We start from the raw sequence: 20807 nt of genomic DNA on the forward strand, positions 1-20807 counted from the left end.
CTTACCGTGGCCTTTTTTCGTTGTCGATCATGAGGGGATAATACCACGACGACCTGTTTCACAATCATCCATGTACCCATGGTTCAACGGCCTCCCTAAAGGTGAAGCTCATAATCCCAGTCTGCCATATTACCAGGACAAAACCGCTTCTTTTTTACGGGAACGCGCTTCTTTCTTCCCCTGCTTCAGTTTTCCTTTCCCGCCTGCCGGTTTCATTCCCGTAGGGCCAGTCTTTCTTCCCCTGTCACGCCGGTCGGTCTTGGGTTTCGTCCGCTTGGTCCTAAGCGGCTGTTCTTCCGTCAATGTAATGGGCACTTCATTTGTATTCTTGGTCAACAGCTTCAATGCGGCGGAAACCAACATCACGGAATCGTATTGGTCAAGCAATTCTTTCGCGAGGTTCCGGTACCCTCCCAAATCTTCGTTGGTGGCTTCCACAATCATGTCGAGTGCCAAACGCTGTTTGCCGATGCGTGCTTCCGCAATCGTAGGCAGTGGCCGCTTGGCAATTTTCCTTTTGGTAATTCTTTCGATCTGGTGCAGGTGCTCCATCTCACGCGGTGTTACAAATGTGGATGCGATTCCGCTTTTGCCGGCACGTCCGGTTCGCCCGATCCGATGAACGTAACTGTCAATGTCTTGCGGAATGTCAAAATTGTAGACATGTGTAACACCGGATACATCAAGTCCCCGGGCAGCCACATCCGTGGCAACAAGCACGTCAATGCTTCCGTCACGGAACTTCTTCATCACCGCATCCCTTTGTCTTTGACTGAGATCCCCATGCAGTCCGTCTGCCTGATAGCCGCGGGTTATCAGGGCGTTCATAAGCTCATCCACACGTCTTTTGGTCCGACCGAATACAATGGCCAATTCGGGATTCTGGATGTCCAGCAAACGAGTGAGTACGTCCAGTTTTTGTCTCTCCGTAACCTCGTAGTAAACCTGTTCAATCAACGGCACCGTAACTTCCTGCGCCTTGACAGACACATGCTTGATGTCCTTCATGAACTTCTGGGCCAGATTCTTCACGCCTGGTTTCATTGTGGCGGAAAACAATAAAGTCTGTCGCTCTTCCGGACAGTTGCTGAGGATCGTTTCAATATCTTCCACAAAGCCCATATCGAGCATTTCATCCGCTTCATCGAGAACAACCATCCGGATATTTTGCAATCGGATCGTTTTCCGGTTCAGGTGGTCGATCAAACGCCCCGGAGTGGCAATGATGATATGGGGCCTATTTTTAAGCGATTTGATCTGCCGGTTGATGTCTTGTCCTCCGTATACAGCCAACACGCGGACTTTTTTATGGATTCCCACTTTCCGGATCTCGTCAGCAACTTGGATGCAAAGTTCCCGCGTGGGGGTCAGGATCAACCCCTGAACCACGTCTTCCTCCGTATCGATTCTTTCAATCATGGGGATTGAAAAAGCAACCGTTTTTCCTGTTCCGGTCTGTGCCTGTCCAATCATGTCCGTACCGCTCAAAGCTACCGGGATGGCTTCCGCCTGAATGGCGGTGGCCGATTCAAACCCCATGTCTTCCAACGCTTTCATTACAGGCTTGCTCAAGTTCAGATCTGCAAACAAAGACATCTCAACACCTCTTTCCATATTGCTAGTAGATATTTTTCTCCCAACCACAAAAAATAACCCGTTTGGAGAATCCCAAACGGGTTAATGTCTAAACCTTACAGTTTGGTGACGTTTGCTGCTTGAGGTCCACGGTTTCCTTGGACAACGTCGAAGCTTACGCGCTGTCCTTCTTCCAGGGATTTGAAGCCATCGCCGGAGATTGCGGTGTAATGAACGAATACGTCGTTGCCGCCTTCCGTTGCGATAAAGCCATACCCTTTTTCTGCGTTAAACCATTTTACTGTTCCTTCTTGCATTCAAAAATGCCTCCTAACAACAAATGCACCAAACTCCGCTCATGAATCAGGAAAAAACCCTTCACTACCAAACATTTCGTGCAAATGTCTTAATATACAACTTGCATTATACCAATATTTCCGTCTTAGGTCAAATACAGAAAAAGAGGTGATTGCCTTAGGGCAGACACCGCTTCCTAACACCCCCGAGGCACATATTCTAAGAGTGATGAAAGGGGGGAAACGTGCATGCACGGCATATTTGGCTGCTACACCCGTTGGGCGGTAGTGTTCCTGATCATTTTCGTCCTTTTCTTCCTGATTGTTCCATGTAATGGAGCAGGGTAAACATCCAAAACGCAAGGCGGTTCTTAGGCCGCCTTCCCCGATGTCAGAACTCTGGCAGAATCGACAAATTGCCGCCCTGTTCAGGTTGAGCGTCGCCTGCGGAAGCTTTCATGTACCAGTTGCCGTGTTTATCGATCTTGTCAATCGAATCAAAACCCCCGTTCTCAGCCTGTTGAATCGCTTCTTCAATGCTTAAGACGCGTCCGGTATGGGTTTTGACCTGAGTGATATTTCCATTTTCGTCTTTTTGAATGGCCACGATTTTTTCACCGATCATACTGATCCCTCCGGTTCTTATCCTTGCCCGAACCGGAGGGTTTCATTTTCATGCTTTTTCAATATTGCACAGACAATCATACACCGCGATGGAGATTCCAAAATCGGCCGGCCGGTCAGGAGTCAGATCATTGACGCTGACTCCCATTTGGTTCCACCAGCCCTGTTCCACCATAACCGTTCCCGGATGCATCTTCTCTTGAATCCGTGTACGTCCCATCAGTTCTCCCCGCTCGTTGAACACACGAACCAGGTCTCCGTCTTGCAATCCTTTCTCTCGGGCAATTTCCTTTGAAATCTCTATGACCGGTGAGTCTGGTCGCTTCAGGATATAGTGCTGCGCATTCAAAGAGTGCCGTGGGTGAATCGTTAACAGTTGATAAGGATACTTCTCCGCCAAATCCGGATTGTGATAAGGATGTTCCCACGGAAGGAGGTACATGGGAAACGCCGAGTGTCCTTCTTCCAAAGCGGTTTGTGAATAGAATTCATATTTCCCTGACTGCGTGGCGAATCTTCTGTCATGCCAAGGCACTGCGGCACTTGGAGCCGGAGCAAAATGTTCCCTCTGCAGCCGTTCCAGCGTCAACCCGGTTTCTTCAAGCGGTGCCAATGCTGTCCTCATCCATTCATGGAGCCCCCTCCGAAACTCTCCCCCAAATCCCAAGCGATCAGCCAATCCCGCAAAGATTTCCCAGTCTCTTTTTGCATTGCCCAGTGGCTCCACGCACTGGTTCACATAGATCAGGTATGGATGCCACATCGAGGAGTACAAGATATCCTCTTCTTCAAAAACGCTGGTGCAGGGCAGAAAATAATCGGCGACCTCGGCGGTGTCATGCAGGAACATGTCAAACAGTACCACGCAATCCACCGACTGATATGCTTCTATTGTACGCTTGCGGTTTCCCACCTGCGCAACCGGGTTGGATCTTGTCACAAAGAGGACTTCAACCGGCGGGTCTGCCTGTAGGATTTGTTCCGCTTGTTCCACCTTGGAGATTTCCCGATATTCTTTTCTTTGACCTTCCAGCGTTAACGCATCCCAGTCAAGCCACTTGGACCAAATCCGATTGGCGTAATTCACTCCGCCTCCTCGAACCCCGATGTTCCCGCTCATGGCGGCCACGGCGTTGATCGCCCGCATGGTGTTTCCGCCGTTTGCATAACGCTGCATTCCCAGACCCAGTAAGGTGGTTACCGGACGATCCGAGTAGAAATCGGCCAATGAACAGACATCCTCGACTGCAACTTCCGAGGCTGCACACAGCTCTTCCACCGACAGTTCCCGCAAATAGGCAGCGAACTCCTCAAACCCGACCGCGTTCTTCTCCACAAACTCCCGGTCATACCGTTCCGTCTCAAGCAAGATCCGGCATACAGCCAGAGCCAGTGCACCATCCGTTCCCGGTCGCGGGTAGACCTGAAGATCAGCCGATTCCGACAAGTCGGTGGGCAGCGGATTGATGATTGCAAGTCGAGCCCCTTTTTTTCTGGCCGCCTTGAGAAAAGGGGTCACGTGCATATTGGTAACAGTTACGTTGCGCCCCCATACCACGATCCCCTTGCTGTTAGCATGATCTGTCGGATCGTGGCTGAGGCACGCGCCCATATCATACCGGCCGGCTTCCAGACCCGCTTCCCAGCAGAGCGATCCCACCGCTTTTGAATAGCCCCCAAACAGGTTAAAGAACCGCCCTTCCAGTTCTTTCAGCATTCCGCCGGAACCGCTGTCAAAGGTGTGCATGACCGAAGTCGGCCCATATCTTGCTTTTGCCTTCAGCATCTTGTCTGCAATCTCCTGAAATGCCTGGTCCCAAGAGATGTCTATCCATTGCCCGTCCACTTTTTTCTTTGGCGTCAGTATCCTCTCGGGATGGTACATTCGGTCGACAAGCTGTTTTCCTTTAATGCACAAACGCCCTCGCGTGATGGGATGATCCGGATCCCCTTCAACCTTGACGACCTTCCCGTTCTCCACAAAGGCGATCATGCTGCAGCAGTCCCAACAATCAAGCGGACAGGCGGTCCGCACCTGTCGCATCGTCATCCCTCCAGATCTTCCCCGGTCTCCGCTTTGCGCAGCACCTTTCTCATCTGCCGTTCAAACTGGCTGCGCGGAATCATCACACTGCGTCCGCAGTTCACACATTTCATCCGGATATCCATTCCCATACGGATCACCTGCCATTCATTGGCTCCGCAGGGATGGGGTTTCTTCATCTGCACCACATCGCCAAGGGCAAATTCTTTGCGCTCCATTTGAACCACCTCTTCCACCCGTGCCGCCTTACCCTTCAGAAACTTCCGCGGTTGCCCTTCCATCTGTCCCTTTTCCGTCTTGGGTACCGGGCGTCATCAATACCTGTTTCGGGTATGGGATTTCAATTCCCTTCTCATCAAAAGCCTGCTTGATTCTCCGTCGCAGTTCCCTTGCCACAGGGATATGCTTGGTTGGTACACAGTCGGCGGTCACTCGAACGGTCACTTCAGAAGGTCCGAAATTCTGGACCCCCAGCACCTGCGGTTCGCCGACTATAGTGGGGAGTTCCTCCTGTGCCTTCCTCAACACTTCTTTCAGAGTTTCAAACACTCTGTCGAGATCCTCCTCATAAGCCACACCCACATCGATGACCGCCAGAGAGTTGGCCTTGGAGAAATTCGTCACATTGGTGATCTGTCCGTTCGGAATGATATGCACCTCTCCGGTCCAGGCCCGGATGGTGGTGATACGTAAACCGATCTCTTCCACTGTTCCCCGGTATGTGGCCGTTTGAATCTCATCCCCTACGGCAAACTGATCCTCCACTATGATAAAGAATCCGGTAATTACGTCCTTGACAAGGCTTTGTGCTCCGAAGCCAACCGCCAGTCCCACAATGCCCGCACCGGCCAACAGGGTTTTAATTTCTATGAATTGCTCCAGAATTGTGATGGCCACGAAAAAATAGACCACATATTTGAGGACATTCGTGCTTAACACGCTCAAAGTCCGGGACCGACGCTCGTCCCATCGCACGGCCCGGTTCATCAAAAGCCGGTTGATCGCTCCGGATCCCAAGCGGATCACTATTTTCGCCAACACAAGCAGAACGGCGATTTTGACAAGTCCGTTGAAAAATCCACTCAACAAGTCCTCCCAAAAAGCGGGGTTACTGGTCTTCTCAATCATTTTTTGGTATAAATCCTGAATCTGCGTCCATATGCTCATCCATTGCCACTCCTTTCAACTTGCAATCCAATTCGTCACAAACCAGTAAAAAAACGAATGAGCCAGTTGCCGGTCCAAGGATTCCATTCCCTGCACCCAGGATAAGAGTCCTAGACATTGTACCACATATGCCGCAAACACGCTCCCCATGGAGAAACCGATCACACTCCCTGAAATTCTCGAAAAGAGAGACTCCCCCGGTTCCTTCATTACCGTCTGGAACACTTTAAGAATCATCTGGATTCCGATCCATACGGCCAGGGCGCCAATTCCCACCACCAACATGTGATAGAGGCTTTCCGCCACACTCTTCCCCTGTTCGGACAACCCCTGCCCCGTCGGAACCGCCCTTATGTGATCATACAGCCATTGCCTGAACTCATGAGCCCACCATCCATCTATTAATCTGTCTTGGATATGTGGAATCGCAAATACCACCAACGCAATTGCGGAACCGACACCCATGCAATCGAGCAGCGACCTGTATCCCCCGCGTCTCCATCCTATTACACCCGCCCATGACAGCAGGCAGATTATCAATATATCTACCTTCTGAACCGTCCAAATCTCTATCATCTCGCTCACCCCGGAATTAGAGTTGATCTTCTGGCATATAGTGTCAATACCCCAATCTATAGGTATTACAGCATTTCGAGTATAGAACGGCCCTGATTTCCATAAACTGATAACAATATCCGATTCGGAGGAGTGTTATGTCCAATCTTAAAATCGATCATACCCTGCCCAACGCCCGGTCCGCGCTCCGGTTCCACCTGTTCGATCTGATAGCCGGCCAGATTTCTGATCGAAAAATGGTGTTTGTTTGCATCGGAACCGACAGGTCAACGGGAGACTCGCTGGGGCCGCTTGTAGGCAGCAGATTGGAAACCCTGCTGGCCCCCGATGACTGTTCCATCTATGGTACACTGGAAAATCCGGTTCATGCCGTAAATCTCACCGAGACCTTGCAGACCATCAAACGGATTCATCAAAATCCTTTCATTATCGCGATTGATGCTTGCCTGGGGCAACTGAGTTCCGTCGGCATGATATCGGTCGGTGTCGGCCCTTTAAAGCCGGGAGCCGGCGTGAACAAGAATCTGCCGGAAGTCGGCGACATTCATATTACGGGCATTGTGAATGTGGGCGGATTCATGGAGTATTTTGTCCTGCAGAACACCCGCTTGTCGGTAGTCATGAAAATGGCTGAGTGCATTGCCCAAACCCTTGCTGAAACCGTTCCCTCTTTGCTGAGAGTTCCCCCGTATAGAGATGTCCGGTTGGAATCAAACTATCTTTGATTCCAAAAGGAGGGTTCAGTCATGAATCGAATTGCAGTTGAAGCCAATCTTTCTCCCGTACGTGAATACCTCTCCAACAAAGGCTTCCAGGTGGATACGCTTGACGCATCCAATATGAACCAGGCACGGAACAACAACTACGCCGCCGTGGTCATCTCCGGCACCGACCAAAACCTGATGGGCATTCACAACGTCGCGCAGGATTGTCCGGTCATCAATGCCCATGGCCTCACACCCGAACAGGTATATAACCGGATTCAAGAATTGAAATGAAATGAAGTCCCCGGAATGGGGACTTTCTGCATGTGTGATCATACCAATAGATCTATCGCCTTCGGCAGAATCTTAAACTTTTCGTCCGTTTGAAATTCTTCAGGCTCAGTGTCCCTGACCCGGGTTACAATCTCCCCGTCCGCATGAATCCTCAGATTTGCTTTGGAGATGACGCGAACCTCACTCCCCCGGAACATTTTTACCGCCGGGTGTCGAACATGAGATCCGGAAAACACCTTCGGAAACACTCGCAGCAATTCCAGCTTGGAGATCCCGGACACAACGCACACTTCGAGCAAACCGTCTCGGCAATCCGCCTGGGGCAAAATCTTCATCCCACCGCCGTAGACCCCTCCGTTTCCTACCGCAATCAACCAGGCATCTTCAAAGTGGTGCTTGCTTCCGTCAATTTCAATCATCGCCGCTCCCGGCCGGTAACCGGGCAGTTGCCTCATAACAGATGCGACATAGCCAAGAGAGCCCATTTTTTTCAGGAAAGTGGACCGATTTACATCGGCTGCCACCGCCGCATCAAATCCCATTCCAGCCACATTGATAAACACTTTTTCCTGCATGCAGACCAAGTCAACAGGGACGGATTGGTTCTGAAGGATCCTTTCAACTGACCGAACCGGATCGAAATGACCGTTCAGATTCAAATACTGGGCAAAGTCATTGCCGGTTCCAGCCGGAATAATACCCAGTTTTGCCCCGGTTTGTACGATTCCGTTCACAACTTCATGAATGGTGCCGTCACCGCCGACCGCGATCACTTGATCGTAAAAGCCAGCAAGGTTCTTCAGATGGCCGACCGCATCACCCGGGGCATTCGTCATAAAGCAGTCATACACGATCTGACGTTTATGCAGTTCGGCTTCCGCCAACTTCCAATAGCGCAACGCACGTCCCTTGCCCGCGTTGGGGTTTATGACAAACAGGCGCCTGGTCATTTGGCCGCGTTCTGAACAGCGATGCTGACCGCCTGCTTCTCTTCTTCCGTCATTTTGTATTGCGATTCGCCGTTCACGATGGGTTTCGCATAGATCCTGGAATCTTCCCGTCCATATAAACTTGTCAGGACAATTCCGTTCTTTTCCCGGTTCAGAATGGATACGGAAAAACTCAGATCCGAACCCACATCGTCAAACGCATTGTAACGAATAACCCCAATGGGTCCCAGACTTCTCCGGATCTCTTGTTGAACTTGTTCCTGCACATCTTGTACCTGGCTGACTTTCTCCCGCAGGTTTTTCAGTTCCTCCGCCTGTTTAAAGATCAATTCCTCCAGATTGGATTTGTCGACCCCTCGCATCAATTGCCGATACCTTCTGTGAAGTTGGTTTAGCCGAACGGTATTGATGATAAAGAAGAATAATGCCAGCACCAAAAGCCCAATCAGAACCAACACGACAGTTTCAAGATTCTCCAAGATCCATTGCCGATAATCAAACATTAAGGACGTACTCCCTTCCCGGTAAACAACTCATATAACGTCGATATTGTAACATAAGGCGCCCTGTGAATCCTCAGGTCGCAAGTCCTATCTACTGCAGGAACCACTTGAGGATTCCCGCCACAAAAATGGCCGGCAGCAGATTTCCCACATTGATTTTTCTGATCTCAAGCACATTGAGGGCAATACCCATAATCAACACTCCACCGGTTGCCGACATCACCGCAATTACCGGCTGCGAAAGAAACTCCCGCAACCATTCCGCCGATAAAGCAATGATCCCTTGATACAATAATACGGGTATGGCCGAAATGGCTACTCCAATCCCCATGGTGGAGGTAAAGATGACGGCGGAGAACCCGTCCAAAATCGACTTGGTGTACAACACCGAGTGATCTGCCTTTAAACCGCTCTCCAGGGCGCCAACGATAGCCATTGCTCCCACACAATATAGCAAGGATGCAAAAACAAATGCCTCTGAAATCTTTCCATGACCGAACCGGGTCATTTTTCGCTCGGCGAATCGGCCCACAGCATCCAACTTGCCTTCAATATCAACAAGCTCCCCGATTATCGCCCCTATCACAAGAGAAAGGATTACCCACGGAAGATCATCCCCCGCTTTGAAAGCGAGTGTCATCCCGATGACGAGTACGGACAAGCCCAAACCTTGAATAATGGTTTGTTTCATTTTGTCCGGAATCCTTTGAAATATTGAGCCCAATACCGCCCCGGCAATGATTGCCAGGGCGTTCACAATTGTCCCCCAAAGCGCCATGCCTTGTCTCCTCTCGAATCATCTCACGCCATTATGTCTTTTAATGCGCCAACAAATTCTTCAATCTCTGTTTCGTTGTTAAAATAGCCGAGACTTGCACGAACCAGGCCCCCTTCCGCTGTCCCCAGTGTTTCATGGGCCAGCGGAGAGCAGTGGAGTCCGGCCCTTACCGCAATCTCGTAATGGGTATCCAGGATATACCCTATTTCGTTTGCGTCGTATCCTGCCACCGAGAAGGAGACAATCGGACATCTCGCTTCCTTCCTATCAGGTCCAAATTGGGTCAATCCGTCGATCCGCGCCAATTCCTCCAACAACAATTGTGTCAGATGCTCTTCATGCCTGCGGATGGAAGCAAGGCCTGTATCTTCAATGAACTGCAAACCGGCACTTAAGCCCGCAATGCCTGCTGTGTTACGGGTACCGCTTTCGTATCTTTCGGGCCGTCCCGGCGGTTGTTCAATCAACTCGGAAAAACCACCGGTTCCACCGTGCAGCAAGGGATCCAATTCAAGATCCGGATGGATGTAAAGACCCCCGGTTCCCTGTGGGCCATACAATCCTTTGTGCCCTGTAAAGGCCAACATATCGATTCTCATGGCTTCCACATCAATGGGAAGATAGCCGGCAGTTTGGGATGCATCAACCATGAACTTCACACGATGTTTGCGAGCTAATTCACCGAGTCGTTCAACTGGCAAAATTCTGCCGGTCAGGTTGGATGAATGTGTCACCACCAACAGTCTGGTAGTTGCCCGAAATTCCTTTTCCACTTCCTGACACAGAGCCTGATCATCGCCGATGGACGGAACATACGTGATATCGACGCCTTTCTTCCTCAGGTATTCAAGCGGTCTCCGGACCGAATTGTGTTCAAGGCTGGTTGTGATGACATGATCACCCGGCTGCAGGAACCCCTTCAATCCGAGATTGAGAGATTCCGTGGCATTCTGTGTGAATATCACATCATTCGGATTTTTGACATGAAAGAGCCTTGCCACTTGTGCTCGCGTATTTGAAATAGTTTCGGCCGCTTTGGCCGCCAATCTGTGGCCGCTTCGGCCAGGATTGGCTGAATAATCCCTTACAGCCGCTGCCATTGCTTCCGCAACTTGAGGTGGTTTTGGCCAGGTCGATGCTGCATTGTCAAGATAAATCATTTTGTCCACCCCGTTTCAAATTTGTCCCTCCATTTTCTCGCCTGCAAATCATATGCTTGTATTATATTCCAATCCCCAGAGATTCACGAGACTTTTCTTCTCTTTGTTCCCAATTGCAAAAACGGAGAGGATTGGCTCCTCTCCATCTGTCCATTCTTTATTTATCCTGTTCGCCTTATTGTTTCATTCACCCAACAAACCAAGGATTCTTTCCAGGTCATCCATGGAATAATATTCAATCTCGATCTTGCCCCGTTTCTTGCCGGAGTGGATTTTCACGGAAGTTCCCAAACAGGAACGGAACTTTTCTTCATATTGTTGAATGATCCGGTTACCTTCCGGTTTCTGTTTTTTTGTTTCACGTGGAACATTTCGGGTCAACCGATTGACCAACTGCTCCACTGCACGGACACTTAGCTCCTCGTCCATAATTTTTCGAGCAAGTGCCAATTGCTGTTTGGTATCTTCCAATCCCAGGATGGCTCTTGCGTGTCCCATAGAAATTGTTCCACGTGAAACATAATCACGAATTTCTTTTGGAAGGTTCAGGAGTCGCAAGAAGTTGGCCACATGGGAACGGCTTTGCCCCACTTTTTTGGCCAACTCATCCTGGGTCAGTTCAAACTTCTCCATGATACTGCTGTAGGCTTCCGCAATTTCAATCGGGTTCAAATCTTCCCGCTGAAGGTTTTCAATAAGAGCTATTTCCGTCATCTGCCGGTCGTCAAAATCCTTGACCACTACCGGGACCTCTTCCAATCCCACCATTTGGGCGGCCCGCCATCTTCTTTCTCCAGCCACAATTTCGTAACCCCGAAAACTTTTTCGGACAATGATTGGTTGGATAATTCCATGTTCTTTAATGGAATCGGCCAGCTCTTGCAGTTTGTCCTCGTTAAACTCCCTGCGGGGCTGGTAAGGATTCGGTCGTAAATCTTCAACTTTGGCGGTAACAATGGAGTCGTCTGCTCCTATTTGCGGCAGCAGTGCTTCCAATCCTTTACCCAGACGCTTGCTCATAAGCTGCACACTTCCTTTGCAAGGTCCATATAAACTTCGGCCCCTCTAGATTTTGGGTCATATGCTATAATGGGCTGTCCGTGGCTGGGGGCCTCACTTAAACGGACATTGCGCGGGATAATTGTATGATAGACTTTCTCCCGGAAGTACTTTTTCACATCTTCAATCACTTGAATGCCAAGATTGGTGCGTGCATCCAGCATTGTCAGAAGGACTCCCTCAATCTCCAGCTTGGTGTTCAAATGTTTCTGCACCAGTCGAATGGTGTTCAGCAATTGGCTTAAGCCTTCCAAGGCGTAGTACTCGCACTGTATGGGTATTAGGACAGAATCGGAAGCGGTCAAGGCATTAACGGTCAACAGACCCAAAGAAGGAGGACAATCAATTATTATGTAGTCATATTTGCTCTTCATGGGTTGCAGTGCCTTACGAAGCCTGACTTCCCGGGAAATGGTAGGCACCAGTTCAATTTCCGCTCCAGCCAGCTGAATGGTGGCCGGTATTATATGTAATCCATCAATTTGGGTTGCTTGAATCGCTTCTTTTGCATCCACTTCATTGATCAATACATCATAAATGCAGGAATTCACGTCCGCTTTGTTGATTCCAACCCCACTGGTTGTGTTGCCCTGCGGATCAATGTCTACCAGGAGCACGCGTTTTCCCAACGAAGCCAGGCAGGCACCGAGGTTTACGGCTGTCGTGGTCTTGCCGACCCCGCCTTTTTGATTCGCCACTGCGATAATTCTCGCCAACTGTGTCACCTCGTCATAAGTGATTTGTATGCCGATTCTAAGACGCAGAACCTGCCTATCAATCTTCTAGACTATATTTTACAAGATCAACAAACAAAAAGGTAGACACCTGAAATACCCATTCTGAAAACAGTTCGATAGTACCAAGCTTCAAACGGCCTGACATGTATGACGCCGTATGAAAGTGATAATGTGTGAAGAAATAATGTACACAAATACTTGTAACCTTAGAAAATTTATAATTTCTTGCAAGTAAAAAATAAGCACTACCCTAATAAAGGTAGTGCACGCAACAAAAAGGGATATGATTGCCATTTACCAATTCGGAGCTTGAACAAGTTCAAACTGGTTCCCATCAGGATCCTCAAACGTTCCTTCAAAACCGCCCCAGTCCACTTGTCTCGGTTCTATGGGAAAATGAACACCCTTGAGTTTCAACTCTTCATAAGTTTCTCGTATATTGTCGGTGTAAAAAATATAGCCAGAATGCTTGCCAATCCGGGAAGACCAATCCGTGTAATGAGGATTTTCCGGCGTCACTTTCAGTAAAACCAGGTGGGTTTGATCGTTTTTTGGCGCGACTGCCAGCCATCTGAAATTTTCATTGCCAATATCCATTTTTACTTCAAAGCCCAAAAAATCGCGATAGAATGCTAGAGCGCGGTCTTGGTCTGTGACATAAACGGTCACATATTGCAGTCTGAGCATATAGCCTTCTCCTTTACTGCCAATTTTACTCCGTTGAATGAGAAAGAAGTAAAAATTCTACTTGTTCTTTGGAACCCGGATCACAAACTGGTAATATTCTTCATGATCTTCTTCTTCCGTGACCACGCTGAGGCCGGTTTTGTGAATCATGTCCAAGGATTGACGGATGGTGTTCACAGCCAAGCGAACATCCCTTGCTAAAGAAACCTTACGGGGCTGCGGCGTAGGTTTGGACTTCTCAAGCAGCTGTTCAATCCGGTTTTCCGTCTGCTTCACATTCCATTGTTTCTCGATGATTTCAGCCAAAACTTTCAACTGCAATTCTGTGGATGACAGTGTTAGCAATGCCCTTGCATGCCGCTCGGTGATTTCCCGTGATAAGAGGGCATCCTGTACCTCTTGCGGCAGATTGAGCAGGCGCAATTTGTTGGCCACTGTGGATTGAGCTTTCCCAAGACGTTGCGCCAAACTTTCCTGGGTTAACCCGTGAAGCTCTATCAACTGCTGATAAGCAACCGCTTCTTCAATTGCAGTCAGATTCTCCCGCTGCAGGTTCTCGATCAAAGCGATAGAAGCGGCATGAGTATCGTTCAATTCTCTGACAATGGCAGGAATCGTCGTCATCCCAATCTTAATGGCAGCCCGCCAGCGGCGCTCGCCCGCAATCAACTCATAGGCGGACCCGTTCTTCCTCACGACTATCGGTTGAATAATGCCATGGGTCCGAATTGTTTGACTCAACTCGTCGATCCGCTCATCATCAAAAACGGTTCTCGGTTGAAACCGATTGGGTTCAATCAGATTGACCGGGATTTGTCTCACTTCTTCCGTACCGGACACCTCTTTGTCTGAACCGCCAAACAATCTGGATAGTTGGTCTCTCATTCCCATTCCCCCACCCGTAGAACTCCCTTAAAACCTTTTGTTCCGCAAAGAACTATGCTGGTATTATCTTCGAGGTCAGAACGCAAGTTCCTGCTTTTCAAGATGTTCCCTTGTTGACAAAGATCCGTTAACTTTTTTTCACTTTCTTAAAGAAGAGGTTTTTTCGAAGGGGTTCCTGCTTTGCGCGGATAGGTTTCGGGTGTAGGCGACACTTTCCTGACTACGACAACGGTACGGGTACCCTCGATTTCTTTAAGGTCGAATTTGAGAATGTCCTCAATCTTTCCGCCCAGGATCTGCAAGGCCTTCTCCGATTCGGACGCTTCCGCTTCCCCATCAGGTCCCTTCATGGCAAAGAAATAGCCGCCCACCTTCACAAAAGGCAGACACAATTCCAGCAAGATCGGCAGGCGTGCCAGTGCCCGCGCAGTCACCTGATCATATGATTCCCGCCATTTCGGGTCTTGGCCAAAATCTTCCGCACGCCCGTGGAAAGCCGAAAAATTGGCCAATTGCAGTTCCCCCGCCAACTCCTTTAAAAACGAGATTCTTTTTTGCAGGGAATCAAGAACTGTCACCCTCAGCTCGGGACACAGGATATGGACCGGAACGGAAGGAAAACCGGCTCCCGCCCCGACATCAAGCAGGCTGGTCTGGCGATTGAACTGAGGAACGGTCAGCAGCATAGCGGAATCAAAAAAATGCTTCCAGTATACCGCTTCCACTTCCGTGATGGCAGTCAGATTCATCCTCTCGTTCCAATCGACCAAAATCCTGTAATAACGGTCGAAGCGGGCGAGGATCTCCCCACCCACTTCAACTTCTGCAATACTCTCGAGTTTGCTTGCAAAACGCTCAACAAAAGAACTGCTCACGCGCCGGCACTCCTTTTCACCTTGCTCTCAAGCCAAACCAGCAAAATCGAGATGTCAGCGGGAGTCACGCCGGATATGCGGGATGCCTGCCCAATGGAACGGGGGCGTATCTTCGACAGCTTTTCCTTCGATTCGGAGGAAAGGCCGTTGATTTCCCCATAATCCACATCTTCGGGAATCAGCCGTTCTTCCAGTTTCTTCTGCCGCTCAATCTGCTGGGTCTGCTTTTCAATGTAGCCTGAGTATTTGATTTGAATTTCAACCTGCTCCGCCACTTCCGGATGAAGGGGTTCAGGCGCAGGAGCAATTTCTTCGATTGCATTGTAGTCAATTTCGGGACGTCTCATCAGTTGATCCAGAGTTACCGCCTGGTCCTTCTCCAACGGTTTGGTTCCCTTCCCAACGAGGAAGGGATTAATGTCATCCGCTTTCACCCGGATCGACTTTAAACGGGAGATTTCGTTCGAAATGCTTTCCTTCTTGCGCAGGAAGCGATCAAAGCGCCTGTCCGAGATCAATCCGATGCGATGACCAATTTCCATTAAGCGCAAATCCGCATTGTCATTCCGAAGAATCAACCGGTACTCTGCCCGGGAGGTCAGCAGCCTGTAAGGTTCATTCGTCCCCTTTGTGACCAGATCATCGATCATGACCCCAATATAGGCTTCGGAACGGCCAAGAATCACAGGCTCCCTGTCGAGCACCTGGAGAGCGGCATTAATGCCTGCCATAATCCCCTGACCGGCAGCTTCCTCATATCCGGAAGTTCCGTTGATCTGGCCAGCTGTGTACAATCCTTTTATTTCTTTGGTTTCCAAAGTGAGTTTCAACTGTGTCGGCAGGATTGCATCATACTCGATGGCATATCCCGGCCGCATCATTTCCACATTTTCAAGGCCGGGTATCGTCTTTAACATCTGGAATTGAACGTCCTCCGGCAAGGATGTGGAAAAACCCTGCACATACCATTCAGCCGTTTCTTTTCCCTCCGGCTCCAGAAAAATCTGGTGGGCCGGCCGATCGGCAAAACGAACCACCTTGTCCTCAATGGACGGACAATAGCGTGGCCCTGTTCCTTCGATATCGCCCGTGAACATGGGAGCCCGGTGCAGATTTTCCATTATGATCGAATGAGTTGTCTCATTTGTGTAAGTCAACCAGCAGGGGACCTGCTCCCGCGGCAAGACATCATCCGAGAAGGAGAAGTGCAGCGGTTCGGGGTCGCCCGGTTGAACAATACACTTGTCAAAATTGATCGTGTGCCGGTTGATACGGGGGGGTGTTCCCGTTTTGAAACGGGTCAGTTGGAACCCCAGATCCAACAGAGAGTCCGTCAGTTTCATGGCTGGCATCTGTCCGTTCGGACCACTCTGATAAGACACGTCGCCAATGATAACCCGACCCCTTAAGTAAGTCCCTGTTGTCAAAACCACCGCTTGCGCTTGATATTCCGCCCCGGTTCGGGTAACAACCCCTTTGATCCGGTCTCCTTCCGTTACCAATTCCTCAACCATTCCCTGTCGAAGCGTCAGGTTGGGGGTATTCTCAATCGTATGTTTCATCGTCAGGCTGTAGAGTGATTTGTCCGCTTGCGCACGAAGCGCATGGACAGCAGGTCCCTTGCCTGTATTCAAAAGTCGCATTTGGATATATGTCTTGTCGATATTGGCAGCCATTTCTCCGCCAAGGGCGTCAATTTCCCGCACGACATTCCCCTTGGCCGGTCCGCCGATGGCCGGGTTGCAGGGCATGTATGCAACTGTGTCCAGATTAATATTCAGCAGGAGCGTCCTGCACCCCAACCTGGCGGCGGCAAGGGCGGCCTCACATCCGGCATGGCCGGCTCCGATCACAATCACTTGATATTCACCGGCAAAATATCTCATCGCAATAAGCACCTCCCTATTTCCCCAAACAAAACTGCGAGAAAATCTGATCCAGCAGATCTTCCCCAACCGCTTCCCCAATGACTTCACCAAGGGTTTCCCAGGCATCCCGGATCTCAACCGAGACCAGATCCAGAGTCATTCCGGAATCGGCCGAGTCCACCGCTTCCTGCAGTTGCCGTCTGGCTCTTTCCAAAAGCGAAATGTGCCGTGCATTCGACACATAGGCAGCTTCTTTCCCCTCAATGCCGCCTCTCATAAACAACCTTTCCACTTCAGCTTCCAACAGTTCGATCCCTTCGCCTTCCTTGACTGACATTTCAACGATGCTGGAGTGGGGGGCCAACCGGCGGATCTCCTCAGAAGCAATCTTTCTCGGAAGATCAAGCTTATTTAGAATAATGATTGTTGGCTTTTCCTCCACTTTGGTCAAAAGTTCGCGGTCAACATCTGTCAAGTTCCGGCTTGCATCCAGCATGAACAAGACCAGATCCGCCTCTTCCATAGCGGTTCGACTGCGCTCCACGCCAATCCGTTCCACCGCATCCTCGGTTTCGCGGATTCCTGCCGTATCGATGATTTGCAGCGGGATTCCGCGAACACTTATATGTTCCTCCAAAATGTCCCGCGTCGTTCCCGGGATATCCGTCACGATCGCCCTCTCGCTCCGGGACAGTGTGTTAAGCAGAGACGACTTCCCCACATTCGGCTTTCCTATGATCACTGTGCGGATCCCTTCACGCAGAATCCGTCCCGTCTTTGCAGAAGCAAGCATGGAGTCGATTTCTTCAATCATGGATGTTCCCTGCTGAATAATTTGACGGACGGCCACATCCTCCACATCGTGTTCCGGATAATCGATCGTCACTTCGATGTGGGCCAACAGTTCAATCATTCTCTGTCGAAGCGCCCGGACCTTCTGGCTGAGTAGTCCCTCCACCTGCTTCAAGGCCATCTTCATCGAACTGTCCGTCTTGGAACGAATCAGATCCATGATCGCTTCCGCCTGCGAAAGGTCAATTCTGCCGTTCAGGAAAGCCCGCTTTGTAAACTCCCCAGGTTCCGCAAGTCTGGCGCCCGCAGCCAGCACAACCTGCAGAACCCGCTGTACAACAAGGATACCCCCGTGGCAATGAATCTCCACAACGTCTTCTTTCGTAAAGCTGCGTGGAGTCCGCATCAAGGCCACCAGCACTTCATCCACCATTTGTTCCGTAACCGGATCCACTATATGACCATAATGAAGCGTATGCGTCTCCGCTTCTCCCAACCTCTTTTTGGAACGGAAAATCTTATCCACAATTCGGATCGATTCAGGACCGCTGACCCGGATGATGCCCACACTGCCTTCCCCCAAGGCGGTCGCAATCGCGGCTATCGTGTCAAATTCAAGCATTTGCTTATCCCCCACGCCGTTTACAACTCATTGTGCACATCTCATTGTAACATAATGTTTTCCAATCCAGAAATCTACGTGCTTTCTTATCCACAATCCACATCCAACAAAAAAATGCCACCCGATAGGATGGCGTTTATCCACATGTTGATACCTATTTCAGATAGATGAGTACTTTTCGGTTCGGTTCCTCCCCGACACTTCGGGTGGCAACCCGTGCATGTCCCTGCAGATAACTGTGAATGACTTTGCGCTCATAAGCGGGCATCGGTTCCAGTTCGATCTCCTGCTTTTCCCGCATCACTTGTTTGGCCAGCCTGTCAGCCAGCCTTTCCAGTGTTTCTTTGCGGCGAGAGCGGTATTCTTCCGCATCCAGCACAATCCGCAGGAATGTTTCCGAATGCTTGTTGGCGACCAGATTGACCAGATACTGAAGAGCATCAAGGGTTTGTCCGCGCTTCCCGATCAGGATTCCCAAACGGTCGCCTTCAATCTCGAACAGATAATGGCCTTCGCTGTCTTCGCTAATCTTTACGTCGGCATTCAAGCCCATTGCCCGAATCACATCCTGAAGGAACCGGTGAGCATTGGCAATTGATTGGGTTGGGTCTGATTCGATCAAGTCTCCTACCCCGGAAGAAATTTCTTCCGCTACAGGCGCATCCTTCACAATCGCCTCTATTTCCGCGTCCCTCGATCCGATCAGACCGAACAGTCCCCGGGACGGTTGCGTCAGAACCCGGACTTCCACCTGGTCTCTTGCAACCCCGAGCTTTTCGAGTGCAACCTGGATTGCATCTTCAATCGTTTTGCCCGTGGCGATCACTTTTCTCATTTTGAAGGGCCTCCCTGAGCGGCTGCCTTATCGGGTCTCTTTAGAAAATAGTACTGAATAATCGTGAGAATATTGCCGAATACCCAGTATAACGACAACGCAGCCGGAAATGTAAATGCAAAGAAGAAGATCATCGCCGGCATAATGTAGAGCATCATCTTTTGTTGCGGGTCATTCGGATTCATCATAGTCATCCGAGTTTGAATGTAGGTGGTAATGGCGGCCAATGCCGGCAGTACAAAGTGCTCGGGCTGTCCGAGCGCGATCAGTCCCAAGAATGTCGATTGACTGATATGCTTATTATACATAATCGCCTGATACAAAGCGATCAGGATCGGCATCTGAATCAGGATCGGGAAACATCCTGCCAGCGGATTGGTTCCTTTCTCCTGAAACAGCTTCATCATTTCCTGGTTCATCTTCTGCGGGTCATTCTTGTATTTCTCCCGGATCTTGGTCATCTCCGGCTGAAGTTCCTGCATCAGTTTCGAGTGCTTGAGCTGCTTGTACATTAACGGGAAAATAAGGATCCGGATAATCAATGTGATAATCAGAATCGAGACCCCGTAATCCCCGATAAGTTTGCCGAAATAATCAATTGCGTCGGAAATCAGACCGACAAAACCACCCCAAACTTTGGTACGGTCTATATTCCCGCTTGCATCCACACCGCATCCTGTAGCAGTCAATGTCAAAAGAGCCAATAATGAGAACAATCCTATCTTTTTCAAAAAGAAGCCCCCTCCTAATGCAATCCCCTTTTATTCACGTCCGGTACAGGATCGTATCCGCCGGGATGCCATGGTCCGCATTTAATTAGACGTATCGCCGCCAACAATCCCCCCCGCAGAACGCCGTGCTTCTCAATGGCTTCCATGGCGTAAGCGGAACAAGTGGGATAAAATCGGCAAGATGGCGGTTTCATTGGCGATATGAATTTTCGGTAAAATCTGATTACCGCAATGGCCAACCGTTTCATTTGTTCACTCTTGATTCTTTCTTTATGTATCCCGTTTTCATTAGTAAGTGTACTAGATTTTTGCGAAACCCGTCAAAGTCCAATCCGGCAGAGGATGGTCTGGCTATAATAACAAAATCTACTGGCAGTGAAGGATCCGGACCTTCCGCACGAACCGCTTCGCGCAGGTAACGTTTGACCCGGTTGCGAACCACCGCATTGCCTACTTTTTTGGACACAGAAAAACCCACCCGATAATGGTCCAACTGGTTGGGTGCATGGTAGAGAACCAGGTATCGATTGGCGAAGGATTTCCCTTTTTGGAAGACCTTCTGAAAATCCCGATTGTCCTTGAGACGGTGGATACTATTCATAGTTACCTCTCAGTATGACGAAGAAAACGCAGTTTTAAACATGATTTACAACATTTTATGCAGAAAAAAGGCCACAACAATTGTGGCCTTTATGCGGACAATACCTTTCTGCCTTTGCGACGGCGAGCTGCCAAAACTTTACGGCCGTTCTTGGTGCTCATGCGCTTACGGAATCCGTGAACTTTCTTGCGTTTACGAACATTCGGTTGGAATGTAGGTTTCATTCTTGCCACACCTCCTATATGAAAAGAAAGAAGTTTCCCAGATTTCCAATGATAAAGAGCCCTGAAACAACATACTAAGTCATTATAGAAGTTTGCAGAGCTACTGTCAAGGTTGAAAAACCTGTGTGTAGTTGTTCTGTGATATTGTCACCCTGTAACTCGTCTGTGAAAATGTCACCATGGGACAGGAGACGATTACACTGACAACAACAGAATTAAA

At 49.6% G+C, this 20807-nt stretch carries 25 protein-coding genes; 2 read left to right on the plus strand and 23 right to left on the minus strand.

Annotated features, from left to right (window positions below; translation table 11 throughout):
* Positions 1 to 129 precede the first annotated feature (129 nt).
* From cshA to EFBL_RS03850, 7 genes are all read right to left on the minus strand, one after another.
* A complete protein-coding gene (gene cshA / locus EFBL_RS03820) occupies positions 130 to 1596 on the minus strand; it encodes a degradosome RNA helicase CshA (protein ID WP_096180807.1) in 1467 nt (488 codons plus the stop codon).
* A 95-nt stretch (positions 1597 to 1691) separates the two neighbouring features.
* On the minus strand, positions 1692 to 1892 hold the full coding sequence (locus EFBL_RS03825; protein ID WP_096180808.1) for a cold-shock protein: 201 nt from the start codon (positions 1890 to 1892) through the stop codon (positions 1692 to 1694).
* A 370-nt stretch (positions 1893 to 2262) separates the two neighbouring features.
* A complete protein-coding gene (locus EFBL_RS03830) occupies positions 2263 to 2496 on the minus strand; it encodes a DUF3892 domain-containing protein (RefSeq protein ID WP_096180809.1) in 234 nt (77 codons plus the stop codon).
* A gap of 48 nt (positions 2497 to 2544) precedes the next feature.
* A complete protein-coding gene (locus tag EFBL_RS03835) occupies positions 2545 to 4539 on the minus strand; it encodes a molybdopterin-containing oxidoreductase family protein (protein WP_165912528.1) in 1995 nt (664 codons plus the stop codon).
* 2 nt (positions 4540 to 4541) lie between these two features.
* Entirely contained in the window at positions 4542 to 4757 is a 216-nt protein-coding gene (locus tag EFBL_RS03840) for a DUF951 domain-containing protein (protein ID WP_096180838.1), read from the minus strand.
* Positions 4758 to 4785: 28 nt separating this feature from the next.
* Entirely contained in the window at positions 4786 to 5706 is a 921-nt protein-coding gene (locus tag EFBL_RS03845) for a mechanosensitive ion channel family protein (RefSeq protein ID WP_096180811.1), read from the minus strand.
* 15 nt (positions 5707 to 5721) lie between these two features.
* Entirely contained in the window at positions 5722 to 6282 is a 561-nt protein-coding gene (locus tag EFBL_RS03850; RefSeq protein WP_096180812.1) for a CvpA family protein, read from the minus strand.
* Positions 6283 to 6419: 137 nt separating this feature from the next.
* Between EFBL_RS03850 and yyaC the strand changes: the two genes are divergently transcribed.
* The gene (yyaC, locus tag EFBL_RS03855) at positions 6420 to 7007 is read left to right on the plus strand and encodes a spore protease YyaC (RefSeq protein WP_096180813.1); all 588 of its coding nucleotides are present in this window, start codon (positions 6420 to 6422) and stop codon (positions 7005 to 7007) included.
* A gap of 21 nt (positions 7008 to 7028) precedes the next feature.
* Positions 7029 to 7280, plus strand: a complete 252-nt coding sequence (locus tag EFBL_RS03860) for a YkuS family protein (RefSeq protein ID WP_096180814.1) — start codon at positions 7029 to 7031, stop codon at positions 7278 to 7280.
* A gap of 38 nt (positions 7281 to 7318) precedes the next feature.
* On the opposite strand, the gene EFBL_RS03865 is transcribed toward EFBL_RS03860, so the two are convergent.
* The 16 genes from EFBL_RS03865 to rpmH form a co-directional block, all read right to left on the minus strand.
* On the minus strand, positions 7319 to 8230 hold the full coding sequence (locus tag EFBL_RS03865) for a diacylglycerol/lipid kinase family protein (RefSeq protein ID WP_096180815.1): 912 nt from the start codon (positions 8228 to 8230) through the stop codon (positions 7319 to 7321).
* Entirely contained in the window at positions 8227 to 8733 is a 507-nt protein-coding gene (locus EFBL_RS03870; protein WP_096180816.1) for a DUF4446 family protein, read from the minus strand. The genes EFBL_RS03865 and EFBL_RS03870 overlap by 4 nt, the downstream gene beginning before the upstream one ends.
* Positions 8734 to 8824: 91 nt before the next feature.
* Complete coding sequence (locus EFBL_RS03875) at positions 8825 to 9511, minus strand: DUF554 domain-containing protein (RefSeq protein ID WP_096180817.1); 687 nt, start codon at positions 9509 to 9511, stop codon at positions 8825 to 8827.
* Positions 9512 to 9534: 23 nt separating this feature from the next.
* Positions 9535 to 10671, minus strand: coding sequence for an aminotransferase class V-fold PLP-dependent enzyme (locus EFBL_RS03880; protein ID WP_096180818.1), 1137 nt, complete (start codon positions 10669 to 10671; stop codon positions 9535 to 9537).
* 183 nt (positions 10672 to 10854) lie between these two features.
* The gene (locus tag EFBL_RS03885) at positions 10855 to 11691 is read right to left on the minus strand and encodes a ParB/RepB/Spo0J family partition protein (RefSeq protein WP_096180819.1); all 837 of its coding nucleotides are present in this window, start codon (positions 11689 to 11691) and stop codon (positions 10855 to 10857) included.
* The gene (locus EFBL_RS03890; RefSeq protein WP_096180820.1) at positions 11688 to 12446 is read right to left on the minus strand and encodes a ParA family protein; all 759 of its coding nucleotides are present in this window, start codon (positions 12444 to 12446) and stop codon (positions 11688 to 11690) included. Before EFBL_RS03890 ends, EFBL_RS03885 begins: the two co-directional genes overlap by 4 nt.
* A 315-nt stretch (positions 12447 to 12761) precedes the next feature.
* Complete coding sequence (locus tag EFBL_RS03895; protein ID WP_096180821.1) at positions 12762 to 13154, minus strand: VOC family protein; 393 nt, start codon at positions 13152 to 13154, stop codon at positions 12762 to 12764.
* Positions 13155 to 13211: 57 nt separating this feature from the next.
* A complete protein-coding gene (noc, locus tag EFBL_RS03900) occupies positions 13212 to 14045 on the minus strand; it encodes a nucleoid occlusion protein (protein WP_096180822.1) in 834 nt (277 codons plus the stop codon).
* Positions 14046 to 14185: 140 nt separating this feature from the next.
* Complete coding sequence (rsmG, locus tag EFBL_RS03905) at positions 14186 to 14914, minus strand: 16S rRNA (guanine(527)-N(7))-methyltransferase RsmG (protein ID WP_096180823.1); 729 nt, start codon at positions 14912 to 14914, stop codon at positions 14186 to 14188.
* Positions 14911 to 16800, minus strand: a complete 1890-nt coding sequence (gene mnmG / locus EFBL_RS03910; protein WP_096180824.1) for a tRNA uridine-5-carboxymethylaminomethyl(34) synthesis enzyme MnmG — start codon at positions 16798 to 16800, stop codon at positions 14911 to 14913. Before mnmG ends, rsmG begins: the two co-directional genes overlap by 4 nt.
* A 16-nt stretch (positions 16801 to 16816) precedes the next feature.
* A complete protein-coding gene (gene mnmE / locus EFBL_RS03915; protein WP_096180825.1) occupies positions 16817 to 18196 on the minus strand; it encodes a tRNA uridine-5-carboxymethylaminomethyl(34) synthesis GTPase MnmE in 1380 nt (459 codons plus the stop codon).
* A gap of 154 nt (positions 18197 to 18350) precedes the next feature.
* Positions 18351 to 19031 carry an RNA-binding cell elongation regulator Jag/EloR gene (gene jag, locus EFBL_RS03920; RefSeq protein ID WP_096180826.1) on the minus strand — a complete coding sequence of 227 codons (681 nt, stop codon included), beginning with the start codon at positions 19029 to 19031 and terminating at the stop codon, positions 18351 to 18353.
* The gene (locus EFBL_RS03925) at positions 19028 to 19762 is read right to left on the minus strand and encodes a YidC/Oxa1 family membrane protein insertase (RefSeq protein ID WP_096180827.1); all 735 of its coding nucleotides are present in this window, start codon (positions 19760 to 19762) and stop codon (positions 19028 to 19030) included. The genes jag and EFBL_RS03925 overlap by 4 nt, the downstream gene beginning before the upstream one ends.
* Positions 19763 to 19776: 14 nt before the next feature.
* Positions 19777 to 20010 (minus strand): membrane protein insertion efficiency factor YidD, encoded by a 234-nt coding sequence (yidD, locus tag EFBL_RS03930; RefSeq protein ID WP_096180828.1) that lies wholly within the window; start codon positions 20008 to 20010, stop codon positions 19777 to 19779.
* Complete coding sequence (rnpA, locus tag EFBL_RS03935; RefSeq protein ID WP_096180829.1) at positions 20007 to 20363, minus strand: ribonuclease P protein component; 357 nt, start codon at positions 20361 to 20363, stop codon at positions 20007 to 20009. Before rnpA ends, yidD begins: the two co-directional genes overlap by 4 nt.
* Positions 20364 to 20452: 89 nt before the next feature.
* Positions 20453 to 20587 carry a 50S ribosomal protein L34 gene (gene rpmH, locus EFBL_RS03940; protein WP_018131403.1) on the minus strand — a complete coding sequence of 45 codons (135 nt, stop codon included), beginning with the start codon at positions 20585 to 20587 and terminating at the stop codon, positions 20453 to 20455.
* Between the last annotated feature and the right edge of the window lie 220 nt (positions 20588 to 20807).

The sequence above is a fragment of the Effusibacillus lacus genome (assembly GCF_002335525.1).
GTDB classification, from domain to species: Bacteria; Bacillota; Bacilli; order Tumebacillales; family Effusibacillaceae; genus Effusibacillus; species Effusibacillus lacus.

Bases quoted from the DNA above. Each gene is read 5' to 3' on its own strand.
- cshA (WP_096180807.1), bottom strand. From the start codon at position 1,596: ATGTCTTTGTTTGCAGATCTGAACTTGAGCAAGCCTGTAATGAAAGCG.
- EFBL_RS03825 (WP_096180808.1), bottom strand. From the start codon at position 1,892: ATGCAAGAAGGAACAGTAAAATGGTTTAACGCAGAAAAAGGGTATGGC.
- EFBL_RS03830 (WP_096180809.1), bottom strand. From the start codon at position 2,496: ATGATCGGTGAAAAAATCGTGGCCATTCAAAAAGACGAAAATGGAAAT.
- EFBL_RS03835 (WP_165912528.1), bottom strand. From the start codon at position 4,539: ATGCGACAGGTGCGGACCGCCTGTCCGCTTGATTGTTGGGACTGCTGC.
- EFBL_RS03840 (WP_096180838.1), bottom strand. From the start codon at position 4,757: ATGGAGCGCAAAGAATTTGCCCTTGGCGATGTGGTGCAGATGAAGAAA.
- EFBL_RS03845 (WP_096180811.1), bottom strand. From the start codon at position 5,706: ATGAGCATATGGACGCAGATTCAGGATTTATACCAAAAAATGATTGAG.
- EFBL_RS03850 (WP_096180812.1), bottom strand. From the start codon at position 6,282: ATGATAGAGATTTGGACGGTTCAGAAGGTAGATATATTGATAATCTGC.
- yyaC (WP_096180813.1), top strand. From the start codon at position 6,420: ATGTCCAATCTTAAAATCGATCATACCCTGCCCAACGCCCGGTCCGCG.
- EFBL_RS03860 (WP_096180814.1), top strand. From the start codon at position 7,029: ATGAATCGAATTGCAGTTGAAGCCAATCTTTCTCCCGTACGTGAATAC.
- EFBL_RS03865 (WP_096180815.1), bottom strand. From the start codon at position 8,230: ATGACCAGGCGCCTGTTTGTCATAAACCCCAACGCGGGCAAGGGACGT.
- EFBL_RS03870 (WP_096180816.1), bottom strand. From the start codon at position 8,733: ATGTTTGATTATCGGCAATGGATCTTGGAGAATCTTGAAACTGTCGTG.
- EFBL_RS03875 (WP_096180817.1), bottom strand. From the start codon at position 9,511: ATGGCGCTTTGGGGGACAATTGTGAACGCCCTGGCAATCATTGCCGGG.
- EFBL_RS03880 (WP_096180818.1), bottom strand. From the start codon at position 10,671: ATGATTTATCTTGACAATGCAGCATCGACCTGGCCAAAACCACCTCAA.
- EFBL_RS03885 (WP_096180819.1), bottom strand. From the start codon at position 11,691: ATGAGCAAGCGTCTGGGTAAAGGATTGGAAGCACTGCTGCCGCAAATA.
- EFBL_RS03895 (WP_096180821.1), bottom strand. From the start codon at position 13,154: ATGCTCAGACTGCAATATGTGACCGTTTATGTCACAGACCAAGACCGC.
- noc (WP_096180822.1), bottom strand. From the start codon at position 14,045: ATGGGAATGAGAGACCAACTATCCAGATTGTTTGGCGGTTCAGACAAA.
- mnmG (WP_096180824.1), bottom strand. From the start codon at position 16,800: ATGAGATATTTTGCCGGTGAATATCAAGTGATTGTGATCGGAGCCGGC.
- mnmE (WP_096180825.1), bottom strand. From the start codon at position 18,196: ATGCTTGAATTTGACACGATAGCCGCGATTGCGACCGCCTTGGGGGAA.
- jag (WP_096180826.1), bottom strand. From the start codon at position 19,031: ATGAGAAAAGTGATCGCCACGGGCAAAACGATTGAAGATGCAATCCAG.
- yidD (WP_096180828.1), bottom strand. From the start codon at position 20,010: ATGAAACGGTTGGCCATTGCGGTAATCAGATTTTACCGAAAATTCATA.
- rnpA (WP_096180829.1), bottom strand. From the start codon at position 20,363: ATGAATAGTATCCACCGTCTCAAGGACAATCGGGATTTTCAGAAGGTC.
- rpmH (WP_018131403.1), bottom strand. From the start codon at position 20,587: ATGAAACCTACATTCCAACCGAATGTTCGTAAACGCAAGAAAGTTCAC.